The 14,655-nt window shown below is 59.1% G+C and carries 14 protein-coding genes; 11 read left to right on the forward strand and 3 right to left on the reverse strand.

All coding sequences use genetic code 11. The annotated features are described in order from the left end of the window. The first annotated feature begins 1 nt into the window (after position 1). Positions 2–436, forward strand: a complete 435-nt coding sequence (locus HFK74_RS16125; RefSeq protein WP_180204372.1) for a type II toxin-antitoxin system RatA family toxin — start codon at positions 2–4, stop codon at positions 434–436. Further along, on the forward strand, positions 429–743 hold the full coding sequence (locus tag HFK74_RS16130; RefSeq protein ID WP_180204373.1) for an RnfH family protein: 315 nt from the start codon (positions 429–431) through the stop codon (positions 741–743). The genes HFK74_RS16125 and HFK74_RS16130 overlap by 8 nt, the downstream gene beginning before the upstream one ends. A 59-nt stretch (positions 744–802) precedes the next feature. On the opposite strand, the gene HFK74_RS16135 is transcribed toward HFK74_RS16130, so the two are convergent. Further along, on the reverse strand, positions 803–1,330 hold the full coding sequence (locus HFK74_RS16135; protein WP_180204374.1) for an outer membrane protein assembly factor BamE: 528 nt from the start codon (positions 1,328–1,330) through the stop codon (positions 803–805). 97 nt (positions 1,331–1,427) lie between these two features. Here HFK74_RS16135 and fur point away from each other — a divergent pair, with 97 nt between their 5' ends. Next, positions 1,428–1,832 carry a ferric iron uptake transcriptional regulator gene (fur, locus tag HFK74_RS16140; RefSeq protein WP_003197684.1) on the forward strand — a complete coding sequence of 135 codons (405 nt, stop codon included), beginning with the start codon at positions 1,428–1,430 and terminating at the stop codon, positions 1,830–1,832. 75 nt (positions 1,833–1,907) lie between these two features. Here the strand turns inward: fur and recN are convergent, their stop codons facing one another. Beyond that, the gene (recN, locus tag HFK74_RS16145) at positions 1,908–3,581 is read right to left on the reverse strand and encodes a DNA repair protein RecN (RefSeq protein WP_180204375.1); all 1,674 of its coding nucleotides are present in this window, start codon (positions 3,579–3,581) and stop codon (positions 1,908–1,910) included. Between the two features lie 241 nt (positions 3,582–3,822). Between recN and grpE the strand changes: the two genes are divergently transcribed. From grpE to HFK74_RS16185, 8 genes are all read left to right on the forward strand, one after another. Continuing rightward, the gene (gene grpE, locus HFK74_RS16150; RefSeq protein WP_180204376.1) at positions 3,823–4,389 is read left to right on the forward strand and encodes a nucleotide exchange factor GrpE; all 567 of its coding nucleotides are present in this window, start codon (positions 3,823–3,825) and stop codon (positions 4,387–4,389) included. A 102-nt stretch (positions 4,390–4,491) separates the two neighbouring features. Beyond that, positions 4,492–6,408, forward strand: a complete 1,917-nt coding sequence (gene dnaK, locus HFK74_RS16155) for a molecular chaperone DnaK (protein WP_180204377.1) — start codon at positions 4,492–4,494, stop codon at positions 6,406–6,408. A gap of 297 nt (positions 6,409–6,705) precedes the next feature. Beyond that, on the forward strand, positions 6,706–7,830 hold the full coding sequence (gene dnaJ, locus HFK74_RS16160; RefSeq protein WP_180204378.1) for a molecular chaperone DnaJ: 1,125 nt from the start codon (positions 6,706–6,708) through the stop codon (positions 7,828–7,830). Between the two features lie 10 nt (positions 7,831–7,840). Beyond that, positions 7,841–8,644, forward strand: coding sequence for a 4-hydroxy-tetrahydrodipicolinate reductase (gene dapB / locus HFK74_RS16165; RefSeq protein ID WP_008057399.1), 804 nt, complete (start codon positions 7,841–7,843; stop codon positions 8,642–8,644). Between the two features lie 259 nt (positions 8,645–8,903). Then, positions 8,904–10,040: a glutamine-hydrolyzing carbamoyl-phosphate synthase small subunit gene (gene carA / locus HFK74_RS16170; protein WP_008057400.1), complete on the forward strand. Its 1,137-nt coding sequence runs from the start codon at positions 8,904–8,906 to the stop codon at positions 10,038–10,040. Between the two features lie 118 nt (positions 10,041–10,158). Beyond that, positions 10,159–13,380 (forward strand): carbamoyl-phosphate synthase large subunit, encoded by a 3,222-nt coding sequence (gene carB / locus HFK74_RS16175; RefSeq protein ID WP_008057401.1) that lies wholly within the window; start codon positions 10,159–10,161, stop codon positions 13,378–13,380. 2 nt (positions 13,381–13,382) lie between these two features. Then, positions 13,383–13,859 carry a transcription elongation factor GreA gene (gene greA, locus HFK74_RS16180; protein ID WP_032831479.1) on the forward strand — a complete coding sequence of 159 codons (477 nt, stop codon included), beginning with the start codon at positions 13,383–13,385 and terminating at the stop codon, positions 13,857–13,859. 28 nt (positions 13,860–13,887) lie between these two features. Further along, a complete protein-coding gene (locus tag HFK74_RS16185; protein WP_180204379.1) occupies positions 13,888–14,292 on the forward strand; it encodes an MFS transporter in 405 nt (134 codons plus the stop codon). A gap of 9 nt (positions 14,293–14,301) precedes the next feature. Here HFK74_RS16185 and HFK74_RS16190 read toward each other — a convergent pair whose 3' ends face one another. Continuing rightward, on the reverse strand, positions 14,302–14,610 hold the full coding sequence (locus tag HFK74_RS16190; protein WP_008057408.1) for a YhbY family RNA-binding protein: 309 nt from the start codon (positions 14,608–14,610) through the stop codon (positions 14,302–14,304). Positions 14,611–14,655 lie beyond the last annotated feature (45 nt).

Here is a 14,655-nt window from a genome sequence, read left to right on the forward strand (position 1 = left end):
CATGACGACACACATTTCACGTTCGGCCCTGCTGCCGTACCCCGCTCAGGCGCTGTATGACCTGGTCAACGACGTGGCGCGTTATCCGGAGTTCCTGCCTTGGTGCTCATCGGCCGAAGTCCTGGAAAGCTCTGCCGATCATATGCGTGCGAGCGTTGGCGTGGCCAAGGGTGGGCTCAGCCAGCATTTCGTCACGCGCAACACCCTGGTGCCCGGCCAGTCGATCGAGATGAACCTCGAAGAGGGGCCGTTCACTCAGTTGCATGGCGTGTGGGTGTTCAAGCCGTTGGGTGAGAAGGCCTGCAAGATCAGCCTGGACCTGTCGTTCGATTACGCCGGACCGATCATCCGCGCGACCCTGGGGCCGTTGTTCAATCAGGCGGCCAATACGCTGGTGGACGCGTTCTGCCAGCGCGCCAAGCAAATGTATGGTTGAGGCGATGATAGAGATCGAGGTGGTCTATGCCGCCGTTGATCGTCAGGTGCTCCTGCCGGCGAGGGTGCCGGCAGGGACCACCGTTCGCGCCGCGTTACTGAACTCTGGGGTGGGCCAGGCATTTCCGGAGCTGGACCTGCAGCAGTGTCCGGTGGGGATCTTTGGCAAGGTGGTCGTCGATCCTGAAAATCGTCCGGTTCAACCAGGCGATCGCATCGAGATTTACCGGCCATTGCTGGCGGATCCAAAAGAGGTGCGTCGATTGCGTGCGGCAAAGGCTGCCGAGGCCAAAGCGCGAAATCAGTGAGGCCGGCAAATTCCAGGCATTAAAAAACCCGGATATGCCGGGTTTTTTTACGTCGCAAATTATTGCGGCGAGGTTTCCAGAGGTTCTGGCGTCGGGACTGGTACGGTTTCGACACCGTCCACTTCCTTCTGGATCTGATCGAGCAACGAGCCAGGCTTGACCGGTTTTTCCGGTTTCGGCTGCTCGACCTGCTCTGCCGGCGCGGTGACGGTAGTGCCGGTGTCCTTGCCCAGAATGGCTTCGTCGCGGCTCACGCCGGGCATGAAGTCGCCAGAGAGGCTGACAAGCTGGTCATTTGGGTTGAAGATAACGCTAATGCGTTCCTGTTGGCGTTCGCCGCCACCCGGTTGCAGGCTATACAGATAATCCCAGCGATCGGCATGGAACGTATCAGTCAGCAGGGGGTTGCCCATGATAAACCTTACTTGCTTACGGGTCATTCCCGGGCGTAACTGGTCTATCATGTCCTGCGTGACGACATTGCCCTGCTGGATGTCGATTTTGTAAACCCCGGGGAATGAACAACCGGCGAGTGCGAGCAGTCCCACAAAGGTGAAACTGGTTAGCAAGAGCTTGGTGTTTTGCATCGGTGGGCGACTTCCACTATCTTGGCTGGGACAACGTAAACGCCGATCATACCCGCATTAAGAGAAGCTGCGAAGCAGCATCGCGAGAAAGCTGACCATGGTTGAAAATAGCGAACTACGCAAAGCCGGCCTCAAAGTGACCCTGCCACGGGTCAAGATTCTGCAAATGCTCGACTCTGCCGAGCAGCGCCACATGAGTGCCGAGGATGTCTATAAGGCATTGATGGAGGCTGGCGAGGACGTCGGTCTGGCCACGGTTTACCGTGTACTGACCCAGTTCGAGGCAGCTGGACTTGTGGTGCGGCACAACTTCGACGGAGGCCATGCGGTCTTCGAGCTGGACGACGGCAAGCATCACGACCATATGGTCAACGTCGAAACCAGCGAAGTGATCGAATTCTTCGACGAAGAAATCGAACGCCTGCAGAAAGCCATCGTCGACAAGTACGGCTTCGAGATGGTTGATCACAATCTTGTGTTGTACGTGCGCAAGAAAAAGTAAGCATGTCGCGCGAACCCAGGGTTCGCGAAACGAACGAAGGCGACCCCAGGGTCGCCTTCGTGCTTTCTGTCGTGGCTAGATTTTTGCGGTAACGACCATTTTTTTCGCGTGGGCCAGGGATTCCTTGGTGAGATCGATCCCGCCCAGCATCCGCGCCACTTCTTCTACACGATCGTTCTTGCTCAATTTGGAGACGGCCGTGCGAGTGGCGTCTTCGCCGCGTACCTTGTGCACGAACAGGTGCTGATGCCCTTGTGCGGCCACTTGGGGCAGGTGCGTTACCGTCAGGACCTGTCCGCGTTCGCCGAGCCTGCGCAGCAATTGGCCGACGATTTCTGCGGTCGGCCCGCCGATGCCTACGTCCACTTCGTCGAACACCAGGGTCGGGACGCGGGATGTTTGCGCGGTGATCACCTGGATCGCCAGGCTGATACGCGACAGTTCGCCGCCCGATGCCACTTTCGCCAGCGCCTTTAATGGTTGCCCCGGGTTGGCGCTGACCAGCAGTTCTACCTGTTCGAGTCCGTTCGGAAGCAATTCATTGCTGCTATTCGGTCGCAATTCGATGGCAAAGCGCCCGCCGGGCATGCCCAGGCGCTGGATCTCCTGTTCCACCGCACTGGCCAGGCTGCTGGAGGCTTGGTGGCGCAGGTCGCTCAACTCTCGAGCCTTCTCCTGATAATGACGGGCATAAGACGCCAGCTCATCACTCAGTCGCTCGATGGATTCATCGTTGGCGTTCAGGGTTTCGATTTCATCCAGTAACCGCTGCTGCATCTCTGCGACCTCGGTCGGTTGGATGCGGTGCTTGCGCGCCATGGTGTAGATCGCGTCGAGGCGTTCTTCCAGGTATTGAAGGCGCGCCGGGTCTGCGTCGAAGTTATCCAGGAAGCGGTTCAGCTCACCCACGGCTTCTTCAACCTGGATCTGCGCACTGGTCAGCAAGCTGCTGGCTTCACCCAGCGCGCCAATCGAGTTGTTAACGCTCGACAGGCGATTAAGGCTTGCAGTCAGGGCGTTCAGGACATTGCCGGAATCACTCTCGCTGCATTGTTCGACCACTTGGCGACAGATACCCAGCAAGGTTTCCGCGTTTGTCAGGTTCTTGTGTTCCTGTTCCAGTTGTTCCAGCTCGTTGTCACCGAGGCCAAGGTTTTCCAGCTCTTCAAGCTGATAGCTGAGCAACTGATGGCGAGCGCGCTGCTCATCGCCGGAGTTGGACAGTCGCTCAAGCTCCTGGTGAGTCTGGCGCCAGCGCTGGGCGGCAAGCTGTACCTGGCGGGCAAGGTCCGTGGCGCCGGCGTATTCGTCGAGCAGGCGGCGATGGGTATCGGTCTTGAGCAGGGACTGGTGTTCGTGCTGGCTGTGGATGTCGATCAACAGTTCGCCCAGCGCCTTGAGGTCGCCCAGCGGGCAGGGCGTGCCGTTGATGTAGCCGCGCGAGCGCCCTTCGGCGGTGATGACCCGGCGCAGGATGCACGGGCCGTCGTTCTCGAGGTCGCGTTCGGCCAGCCAGGCACCGGCTTCCGGAATGTCGGCCAGGTCGAAGGTTGCCAGGATGTCAGCCTTGTCTGCGCCGGGGCGGACCACGCCGCTGTCGGCTCGGTCACCGAGGGTCAGGCCCAGGGCGTCGAGCATGATCGACTTGCCGGCGCCGGTTTCCCCTGTGATCACGCTCATTCCTCGATCGAGTTCAAGATCGAGATGTTCAACGATGGCGTAGTTATGTACGGACAGGTGCACCAGCATAAAGGCCGCTCCCAGGCTTTAGGTCTGGTTATTTATACAGTGTTTTATTTGCGGCTGACAATGCCCCCCGTTAGCTCGATTTGCTTGATCCGACGAAATCCTTAGTACGGAGGGGCATGACAAAGCAGCTGTTTTTTGTAGGGTTAATGTTTGGTTGCCCCTTGAAGCCGGATTTTGCGGCCCCATATAGCTGGGCAGAAGCGCGAGTCAGGCTCGCGGACGATATTGAAAGGAGAATTCTATGGCTGACGAACAGACAGTGGATACGCAAAATCTAGACGCCGATCAGGCTCCCCAGGCTTCGGGTGATGACCTGGCGGCTCGTGTACAAGTGCTCGAAGAGCAACTGGCAGGTGCGCAGGATCAGGCTTTGCGTGTAGCCGCCGATCTGCAGAACGTCCGCCGTCGCGCCGAGCAGGATGTTGAAAAGGCTCATAAATTCGCCCTGGAAAAATTCGCCAGCGACCTTCTGCCGATCATCGACAGCCTGGAGCGCGGTCTGGAGTTGTCCAGCGCGGATGACGAAAGCATCCGTCCAATGCGCGAAGGCATCGAGCTGACCCTGAAAATGTTCCAGGACACCCTGAAGCGTTATCAGCTGGAAACGATCGATCCGCACGGCGAACCGTTCAATGCGGTCAAGCATCAGGCGATGGCCATGCAGGAAAGCGCTGACGTCGAGCCAAACAGCGTGCTCAAGGTGTTCCAGAAGGGCTATGAGCTCAATGGTCGCCTGCTGCGCCCGGCAATGGTCGTGGTCAGCAAGGCGCCGGCAGCTGTTTCGCCTTCGATTGACGAGCAGGCTTGAAATTAGCCGCAAGGCCCCCATTTAGAAGTCAAGCGTTTAAGTGCTACCGCAGTTAGCCACCACTGCTGCGGCAACCAAATCCAAAGTTTCGGGAGAGTGAACATGGGCAAAATTATCGGTATCGACCTGGGGACTACCAACTCCTGCGTCTCCGTGCTGGAAAACGGCACAGCCAAAGTTATTGAAAACGCCGAAGGCGCGCGCACCACGCCGTCGATCATCGCTTACGCCAACGATGGCGAAATCCTGGTTGGCCAGTCGGCCAAGCGTCAGGCGGTGACCAACCCGCACAACACCCTGTACGCGGTAAAGCGTCTGATCGGTCGTCGCTTCGATGAAGAAGTGGTTCAGAAAGACATCCAGATGGTCCCTTACAAGATCGTCAAGGCTGACAACAGCGACGCCTGGGTTGAAGTGAACGGCCAGAAAATGGCGCCGCCACAAATCTCGGCTGAAATCCTGAAGAAAATGAAGAAGACCGCCGAAGACTACCTCGGCGAGCCTGTGACTGAGGCGGTGATCACCGTTCCGGCCTACTTCAACGACAGCCAGCGTCAAGCCACCAAAGACGCCGGCCGCATCGCGGGCCTGGACGTAAAACGTATCATCAACGAACCAACCGCGGCCGCTCTGGCATACGGCATGGACAAGGCCAAGGGCGACCACACCGTGATCGTTTATGACCTGGGTGGTGGTACTTTCGACGTTTCCGTGATCGAAATCGCCGAAGTCGATGGCGAGCACCAGTTCGAAGTGTTGGCCACCAACGGCGACACCTTCCTGGGTGGTGAGGACTTCGACATTCGTCTGATCGACTACCTCGTCGACGAATTCAAGAAAGAAAGCGGCATGAACCTCAAGGGTGATCCGCTGGCGATGCAGCGCCTGAAAGAAGCCGCTGAAAAAGCCAAGATCGAGCTGTCGTCCGCTCAGTCGACCGACGTGAACCTGCCGTACATCACTGCAGACGCCACCGGTCCTAAGCACCTGAACGTGAAAATCTCCCGCGCCAAGCTGGAAGCGCTGGTTGAAGACCTGGTTCAACGCACCATCGAGCCTTGCCGCATCGCCATGAAAGATGCCGGTATCGATGTCGCCAAGATCAACGACGTGATCCTGGTCGGCGGTCAGACCCGTATGCCGCTGGTTCAGAAGCTGGTGACCGAGTTCTTCGGTAAAGAGCCTCGCAAGGATGTGAACCCGGACGAAGCTGTTGCCGTTGGTGCTGCGATTCAGGGTGCCGTTCTGGCCGGTGACGTGAAAGACGTTCTGCTGCTGGACGTCAGCCCGCTGACCCTGGGTATCGAAACCATGGGTGGCGTGATGACTGCGCTGATCGAGAAAAACACCACGATTCCTACCAAGAAATCGCAAGTTTTCTCGACTGCCGACGACAACCAGGGCGCCGTGACCATTCACGTGCTGCAAGGTGAGCGTAAGCAGGCTGCACAGAACAAGTCCCTGGGCAAGTTCGACCTGGCCGAGATTCCACCAGCACCACGTGGCGTGCCACAAATCGAAGTGACCTTCGACATCGACGCCAACGGCATCCTGCACGTAGGCGCCAAGGACAAGGCCACCGGCAAGACTCAGTCGATCGTGATCAAGGCCAACTCCGGTCTGTCCGACGAAGAGATCGAGCGCATGGTGCGTGATGCCGAGGCCAACGCCGAGGAAGACCGCAAGTTCGAAGAGCTGGCCGCTGCCCGTAACCAGGGCGACGCACTGGTTCACTCGACGCGCAAAATGGTCGCTGACGCTGGCGACAAGGTAAGCGCTGAAGAGAAGACTGCGATCGAAGCTGCCGTGGTTGCCCTTGAAGCCGCTGTAAAAGGCGACGACAAGGCTGCTATCGAAGCCAAGGTTGAAGAGCTGTCGAAAGTCTCCGCTCCAGTGGCGCAGAAGATGTACGCCGAACAGGCCCAGCCTGCTGAAGGCGCGGCACCGCACGACGACAAGGCGGAAAAGGCTGACGACGTTGTCGACGCTGAGTTCGAAGAAGTAAAAGACCACAAGTAAGTTGTTGGTCGGCCGGTTGACTGCCTTGCGGCGGTGACTGGTAGGATGTCGCCGCGCGGGAGCTTGCTCCCGCGTTGGCGTGTCTGGAATACGCGAATTTTTACAGCATGCGACAACGTTCGTTTGCTGGCGGCATGGTCGGGAATGCTCCTGCTTTCCGAGCCGAAAGTGCCACATCGAAACAAAGACCAGGATCGTTGAATTGACGTGAGTTGGGTCCGGGCCTGTATTGGGGCTCAACGAGTTTGACGAGGCTCAGGAGAGGTTTGTCGAACGTCCTCAAGAGTGCAGAGACTTATGGCAAAGCGTGACTATTACGAAGTATTGGGTGTTGAACGAGGCTCAAGCGAGGCGGACCTGAAAAAGGCCTACCGTCGCCTGGCGATGAAGCACCACCCGGACCGTAATCCTGATGACAAGGCATCGGAAGAGATGTTCAAGGAGGCCAACGAGGCCTACGAAGTGCTCTCCGATTCCAGCAAACGTGCAGCATACGACCAGTACGGCCATGCCGGTGTCGACCCGAGCATGGGTGGCGGCGGTGCCGGTTTCGGCGGCCAGAACTTCTCCGACATCTTTGGTGATGTCTTCAGCGACTTCTTCGGTGGCGGTCGCGGTGGTTCCCGTGGCGGCGCCCAGCGTGGCAGCGACTTGCGCTACACCCTGGAACTGAACCTGGAAGAAGCGGTGCGTGGCACCAGCGTGAATATCCGCGTTCCGACATTGGTCAACTGCAAGCCGTGCGACGGCTCGGGTGCCAAGAAAGGCTCTTCGCCGGTGACCTGCCCGACCTGTGGCGGTATCGGCCAGGTACGCATGCAGCAAGGCTTCTTCTCGGTGCAGCAAACATGCCCGCGTTGCCATGGCCAGGGCAAGATCATTTCCGACCCTTGCGACTCCTGCCATGGCGAAGGCCGTGTCGAAGAGTACAAGACGCTGTCGGTCAAAGTGCCGGCCGGTGTCGATACCGGTGACCGCATTCGCCTGTCGGGCGAGGGCGAGGCGGGTGCCCAGGGCGGGCCGACCGGCGATCTGTACGTGGTGATCAACGTGCGCGAGCACGCGATCTTCCAGCGTGACGGCAAGCATCTGTTCTGCGAAGTGCCAATCAGTTTTGTTGATGCGGCGCTGGGTGGCGAGCTGGAGATTCCGACCCTCGATGGTCGGGTCAAGCTGAAGATCCCCGAGGGGACTCAGACCGGCAAGCAGTTCCGCGTGCGTGGCAAGGGCGTTGCGCCTGTGCGTGGCGGCGGTGCGGGTGACTTGATGTGCCGTGTGGCAGTCGAGACGCCGGTCAACCTGAGCCGTCGCCAGCGTGAAATGCTCGAAGAGTTCCGCAACTCCCTGGCGGACGACAACAGTCATTCCCCGAAAACCACGGGCTGGTTCGAAGGCGTGAAGCGCTTCTTCGGCGATTTGTAAGGAGACAGGCATGCGACGTATAGCTGTAATGGGCGCCGCCGGGCGCATGGGCAAGACCCTGATCGAAGCCGTGCAGCAAGCACCGGGTGCCGGCCTGACGGCGGCAGTGGATCGTCCTGACAGTACCCTGGTCGGCGCGGACGCCGGTGAGCTGGCGGCTATCGGTCGCATCGGCGTGCCGCTGTCGGGTGATCTGGATCGCGTGGTCGATGAGTTCGACGTGCTGATCGACTTCACCCATCCGACGGTGACCCTGAAAAACCTCGCCTTCTGCCGCAAGCACAACAAGGCGATGATCATCGGCACTACCGGCTTCAGCGTTGAAGAGAAGCAGTTGCTGGCAGAGGCGGGCAAGGATATCCCGATCGTCTTCGCGGCTAACTTCAGCGTCGGTGTAAACCTGTGCCTGAAGTTGCTCGACACCGCCGCTCGCGTGCTGGGTGACGATGTCGATATCGAGATCACCGAAGCTCACCATCGGCATAAAGTCGATGCGCCGTCCGGTACGGCCGTGCGCATGGGTGAGGTGATTGCCGATGCCCTGGGTCGCGACCTGAAGAAAGTCGCGGTTTACGGTCGTGAGGGCCAGACCGGTGCTCGCGAGCGCGAGACCATCGGTTTTGCCACGGTACGTGCTGGCGACATCGTGGGTGATCACACCGTGCTGTTCGCCGCTGATGGTGAGCGTGTCGAGATCACTCACAAGGCCTCCAGCCGCATGACCTTCGCCAAGGGGGCGGTACGTGCTGCCTTGTGGCTCGATGGGCGTGAAGCGGGTCTTTACGACATGCAAGACGTGCTCGACCTGCGGTAAGATGCACCCGAAATCGGGCTCGCGCACAGCGTTTGAGCCCGGTTTTACCCCGCCAAGCGACGTCCTGTCGCATTCTCCAGCCTTTAAGGCTCATTGGCGGTAGACCAAAAATGCCTTTTTCTGTAAGCTACAGCTTTAGTGTGTCCACTAAAAGCGCGCAGAATAATTCAGTGAAGAAGCGGGGTGACGTGTCCATACGTCACTCCGCTTTTTTACAACCTGCGATCGCCCTTTCAGGCTTTATTTACGGGAGGTCTTCTTGACTAAGCCAGCCATACTCGCCCTTGCTGATGGCAGCATTTTTCGCGGCGAAGCCATTGGAGCCGACGGTCAAACCGTTGGTGAGGTGGTGTTCAACACCGCAATGACCGGCTATCAGGAAATCCTTACCGATCCTTCCTACGCCCAACAAATCGTTACCCTGACTTACCCGCACATTGGCAACACTGGCACCACGCCGGAAGACGCCGAATCCAACCGCGTCTGGTCTGCTGGCCTGGTCATCCGTGACCTGCCACTGGTGGCGAGCAACTGGCGTAACACGATGTCCCTGTCCGACTACCTGAAGGCCAACAACGTTGTGGCCATCGCCGGTATCGACACCCGCCGCCTGACGCGCATCCTGCGTGAAAAAGGCGCGCAGAACGGCTGCATCATGGCCGGTGACAACATTTCCGAAGAAGCCGCCATCGCTGCTGCCCAGGGGTTCCCTGGCCTGAAAGGCATGGACCTGGCAAAAGTCGTCAGCACCACGGAGAAGTACGAGTGGCGCTCGACTGTCTGGGATCTGAAAACCGACAGCCACGCGACCATCGAAGCCTCCGAGCTGCCGTACCACGTGGTCGCCTACGACTACGGCGTCAAGGTGAACATCCTGCGCATGCTGGTCGAGCGCGGTTGCCGCGTAACCGTGGTGCCTGCACAGACACCTGCCGCCGAAGCGCTGGCCCTGAAGCCGGACGGCGTGTTCCTGTCCAACGGCCCTGGCGATCCTGAGCCTTGCGACTACGCGATCCAGGCGATCAAGGACGTGCTGGAAACCGAAATTCCGGTGTTCGGTATTTGCCTCGGTCACCAACTGCTGGCCCTGGCCTCCGGCGCCAAGACCCTGAAAATGGGTCACGGTCACCACGGTGCCAACCACCCGGTCCAGGACCTGGACAGCGGCGTGGTGATGATCACCAGCCAGAACCACGGTTTCGCGGTAGACGAAGCGACCCTGCCGGCCAACGTTCGCGCGATTCACAAATCGCTGTTCGACGGCACCCTGCAAGGTATCGAGCGTACCGACAAGAGCGCCTTCAGCTTCCAGGGTCACCCTGAAGCCAGCCCTGGCCCGAACGACGTAGCACCTCTGTTCGATCGCTTCATCAACGAGATGGCCAAGCGACGCTGATCGCTCGCCCTGATGTTGCAAAGCTTGAGGGCGGTCCCGTGATCGGCGACCCCCTCAAGTCTTCACAGATTGAACAAGACGGCTTGCCGACTGACCTGCGGATTTGAGTGACAAACCCATGCCAAAACGTACAGACATTAAAAGCATCCTGATTCTCGGCGCTGGCCCGATCGTGATCGGCCAGGCCTGCGAATTCGACTACTCCGGCGCCCAGGCCTGCAAAGCCCTGCGCGAAGAGGGCTATCGCGTCATCCTGGTGAACTCCAACCCGGCCACCATCATGACCGACCCGGCCATGGCCGACGCCACCTACATCGAGCCGATCAAGTGGCAGACCGTTGCCAAGATCATCGAGAAAGAGCGTCCGGACGCGCTGCTGCCGACCATGGGTGGCCAGACCGCTCTGAACTGCGCCCTGGACCTGGAACGCGAAGGCGTCCTGGAGAAGTTCGGCGTAGAAATGATCGGTGCCAACGCCGACACCATCGACAAGGCTGAAGACCGTTCGCGTTTCGACAAGGCGATGAAATCCATCGGCCTGGCGTGCCCGCGTTCCGGCATCGCCCACAGCATGGAGGAGGCCAATGCGGTCCTCGAGAAGCTGGGCTTCCCGTGCATCATCCGTCCGTCCTTCACCATGGGCGGCACCGGTGGCGGTATCGCGTACAACCGTGAAGAGTTCGAAGAAATCTGCGCCCGTGGCCTGGACCTGTCGCCGACCAAAGAGCTGCTGATCGACGAATCGCTGATCGGCTGGAAAGAATATGAGATGGAAGTTGTCCGTGACAAAAAGGACAACTGCATCATCGTCTGCTCCATCGAAAACTTTGATCCGATGGGCGTGCACACTGGTGACTCGATCACCGTGGCGCCGGCACAGACCCTGACCGACAAGGAATACCAGATCCTGCGTAACGCCTCCCTGGCGGTACTGCGTGAGATCGGTGTGGAAACCGGCGGTTCCAACGTTCAGTTCGGCATCTGCCCGAACACCGGTCGCATGGTCGTGATCGAGATGAACCCGCGTGTATCCCGTTCCTCGGCACTGGCTTCGAAAGCCACCGGCTTCCCGATCGCCAAGGTCGCGGCCAAACTGGCTGTGGGCTACACCCTGGACGAACTGTCGAACGACATCACCGGCGGCAAGACCCCGGCGTCCTTTGAGCCGTCCATCGACTACGTCGTCACCAAGCTGCCACGTTTCGCCTTCGAGAAATTCGCCAAGGCCGATGCGCGCCTGACCACTCAGATGAAGTCGGTCGGTGAAGTCATGGCCATCGGTCGTACCTTCCAGGAATCCCTGCAGAAAGCCCTGCGCGGCCTGGAAGTGGGCGTTTGCGGTCTGGACGAGAAGGTTGACCTGAGCAATCCGGAAAGCATGAGCGTCCTCAAGCGCGAGCTGACCGTGCCGGGCGCCGAGCGTATCTGGTACGTGGCGGACGCGATGCGCGCCGGCATGAGCGTTGAAGACATCTTCGGCATGACCATGATCGACCCTTGGTTCCTGGTGCAGATGGAAGACCTGATCAAGGACGAAGAGAAGGTCAAGACCCTGGGTCTGACCAGCATCGACCGCGACCTGATGTTCCGCCTCAAGCGCAAGGGCTTCTCCGACATGCGCCTGGCCAAGCTGCTGGGTGTGACCGAGAAGAGCCTGCGCGCTCACCGTCACAAACTGGACATTTTCCCGGTCTACAAGCGCGTCGACACCTGCGCCGCCGAGTTCGCTACCGATACTGCTTACCTGTACTCGACGTACGAGGAAGAGTGCGAAGCCGCACCGTCGGGCCGCGACAAGATCATGATCCTGGGTGGCGGTCCTAACCGTATCGGCCAAGGCATCGAGTTCGACTACTGCTGCGTACACGCGGCACTGGCCCTGCGCGATGACGGTTACGAGACCATCATGGTCAACTGCAACCCGGAAACCGTTTCCACCGACTACGACACCTCCGATCGCCTGTACTTCGAGCCAGTGACGCTGGAAGACGTGCTGGAAATCGTCCGCGTCGAGAAGCCAAAAGGCGTGATCGTGCAGTACGGCGGCCAGACCCCGCTGAAACTGGCTCGCGCCCTGGAAGCTGCTGGCGTGCCGATCATCGGTACCAGCCCTGACGCCATCGACCGTGCCGAAGACCGTGAGCGCTTCCAGCAAATGGTCCAGCGCCTGAACCTGCGTCAGCCGCCAAACGCCACCGTGCGCAGCGAAGACGAAGCGATTCGTGCCGCCGCGAAGATCGGTTACCCGCTGGTGGTGCGTCCGTCCTATGTACTGGGCGGTCGTGCGATGGAAATCGTCTACGAAGAAGAAGAACTCAAGCGCTACCTGCGTGAAGCGGTTCAAGTGTCCAACGACAGCCCGGTGCTGCTGGACCACTTCCTCAACTGCGCCATCGAAATGGATGTGGATGCGGTCTGCGACGGCAAGGACGTGGTGATCGGCGCGATCATGCAGCACATCGAGCAGGCCGGCGTTCACTCCGGTGACTCCGCGTGCTCGCTGCCGCCGTACTCGCTGCCAGCGCACATCCAGGACGAGATGCGCGAACAGGTCAAGAAAATGGCCCTGGAGCTGGGCGTGGTCGGCCTGATGAACGTACAGTTGGCGCTGCAAGGCGAAGACATCTACGTCATCGAAGTCAACCCGCGCGCTTCGCGTACCGTACCGTTCGTGTCCAAGTGCATCGGTGTTTCCCTGGCGATGATCGCAGCGCGCGTGATGGCCGGTAAAACCCTGAAGGAACTGGGTTTCACCAAGGAAATCATCCCGAACTTCTACAGTGTGAAAGAGGCGGTGTTCCCGTTCGCCAAATTCCCTGGCGTTGACCCGATCCTCGGCCCAGAGATGAAGTCCACTGGTGAAGTGATGGGCGTGGGCGACACCTTCGGTGAAGCATTCGCCAAGGCCCAGATGGGCGCCAGTGAAGTGCTGCCGACCGGCGGTACTGCGTTCATCAGCGTGCGTGATGACGACAAGCCATTGGTTGCAGGCGTGGCCCGTGATCTGATCAACTTGGGCTTTGAAGTGGTTGCCACTGCCGGTACTGCCAAGCTGATCGAAGCCGCAGGCCTGAAAGTGCGCCGCGTGAACAAGGTGACCGAAGGGCGTCCGCACGTAGTCGACATGATCAAGAATGACGAAGTCACCCTGATCATCAACACTACCGAAGGCCGTCAGTCGATCGCTGACTCCTATTCCATTCGTCGCAACGCCCTGCAGCACAAGATTTACTGCACCACCACCATTGCTGCTGGCGAAGCGATCTGCGAAGCGTTGAAGTTCGGTCCCGAGAAGACCGTACGCCGCTTGCAGGATCTACACGCAGGATTGAAGGCATGAGCATAACGAAGTACCCGATGACCGTTCAGGGCGCTCGCGCCCTGGAAGAAGAACATGCTCACCTGACCAAGGTCGTTCGTCCGAAGCTCAGCCAGGACATCGGTACGGCCCGCGAGTTGGGTGACTTGAAGGAAAACGCCGAATACCACGCTGCCCGCGAGCAGCAGGGTATGGTCGAGGCGCGGATTCGTGACATCGAAGGCCGGATTCAGAATCAGGTCATCATCGACGTCACGACCATTCCTCACACTGGCAAGGTTATCTTCGGCACCACCGTCGAAATCGCCAACGTCGAGACGGATGAAAGCGTCACTTACCACATCGTGGGTGAGGATGAGGCTGACTTCAAACTCGGCAAGATTTCGGTCGGTTCACCCTTGGCTCGAGCCTTGATCGGCAAGGAAGAGGGTGATGTGGTCGTCGTCAAAACGCCTGGTGGCGTTATCGAGTACGAGATTGTCGAAGTCCGTCACATCTGAAGTAAGGCGCCCGCTGAATGCGGGCGCCATGCTCTGGCAGCTGGCCCAGATGTTGTGGGTCGGCGGTCTGTGGCTGGTGCATCTCGGTTTGCAGCCGGTGTTGGGCCGAATTGGCCTGGCACCGTTGCTGATCGATGAGATCGCCGGCATGTTCGAGACTGTGGTGGTGGGATTTGCCGCCGTGTGCGTGATCTTTCAGGCTTTGGTGCTGGTACAGGCCAATGGCCTTGCCAGTCTATGGCGGGATTTTCGTGGGCAGGTGCTGCTGATTGCGTTGTGCGCCTGTGCGATGTTTGTCGCCGTGGGTATCGGCTGGCCGAATGCGCAGCGCTGGCAGGTGTTCAGCTATCTGGTCCTGGGGTTCTCGGGGCTGGTCCTGGTCATGCAGCCGGTGCCAGGATGGAGTGGCAGGGTGCGCGAAGCACACCCTTGACCCTTGTCATCACTTGAAGCGATGGACGTTCGACAGCTGCTTGTTGACGCTGAAGTTCTTGCGGTAAATCAGTGCCATCTTGCCGATGACCTGAACCAGATCCGCTTTGCCAACCTTGCATAGCTCGGCAATGTTTGCCAGGCGCGATTCGCGATCGAGGATGTTGAGCTTGATCTTGATCAGCTCGTGATCCGCCAAAGCGCGTTCAAGTTCGGCTAACACACCTTCAGTCAAACCGTTGTCAGCCACAATCAATACTGGTTTCAGATGGTGGCCAATGGATTTGTACTGTTTCTTCTGCTCTTGAGTGAGCGGCATAATCTGACCCTTTCGTCTGGATTCTGTAAAATGGCGGCCATTTTA

This window comes from Pseudomonas sp. SbOxS1, assembly GCF_013416725.1.
Classification (GTDB): domain Bacteria; phylum Pseudomonadota; class Gammaproteobacteria; order Pseudomonadales; family Pseudomonadaceae; genus Aquipseudomonas.

Bases quoted from the DNA above. Each gene is read 5' to 3' on its own strand.
- HFK74_RS16125 (WP_180204372.1), top strand. From the start codon at position 2: ATGACGACACACATTTCACGTTCGGCCCTGCTGCCGTACCCCGCTCAG.
- HFK74_RS16130 (WP_180204373.1), top strand. From the start codon at position 429: ATGGTTGAGGCGATGATAGAGATCGAGGTGGTCTATGCCGCCGTTGAT.
- HFK74_RS16135 (WP_180204374.1), bottom strand. From the start codon at position 1,330: ATGCAAAACACCAAGCTCTTGCTAACCAGTTTCACCTTTGTGGGACTG.
- fur (WP_003197684.1), top strand. From the start codon at position 1,428: ATGGTTGAAAATAGCGAACTACGCAAAGCCGGCCTCAAAGTGACCCTG.
- recN (WP_180204375.1), bottom strand. From the start codon at position 3,581: ATGCTGGTGCACCTGTCCGTACATAACTACGCCATCGTTGAACATCTC.
- grpE (WP_180204376.1), top strand. From the start codon at position 3,823: ATGGCTGACGAACAGACAGTGGATACGCAAAATCTAGACGCCGATCAG.
- dnaK (WP_180204377.1), top strand. From the start codon at position 4,492: ATGGGCAAAATTATCGGTATCGACCTGGGGACTACCAACTCCTGCGTC.
- dnaJ (WP_180204378.1), top strand. From the start codon at position 6,706: ATGGCAAAGCGTGACTATTACGAAGTATTGGGTGTTGAACGAGGCTCA.
- dapB (WP_008057399.1), top strand. From the start codon at position 7,841: ATGCGACGTATAGCTGTAATGGGCGCCGCCGGGCGCATGGGCAAGACC.
- carB (WP_008057401.1), top strand. From the start codon at position 10,159: ATGCCAAAACGTACAGACATTAAAAGCATCCTGATTCTCGGCGCTGGC.
- HFK74_RS16185 (WP_180204379.1), top strand. From the start codon at position 13,888: ATGCTCTGGCAGCTGGCCCAGATGTTGTGGGTCGGCGGTCTGTGGCTG.
- HFK74_RS16190 (WP_008057408.1), bottom strand. From the start codon at position 14,610: ATGCCGCTCACTCAAGAGCAGAAGAAACAGTACAAATCCATTGGCCAC.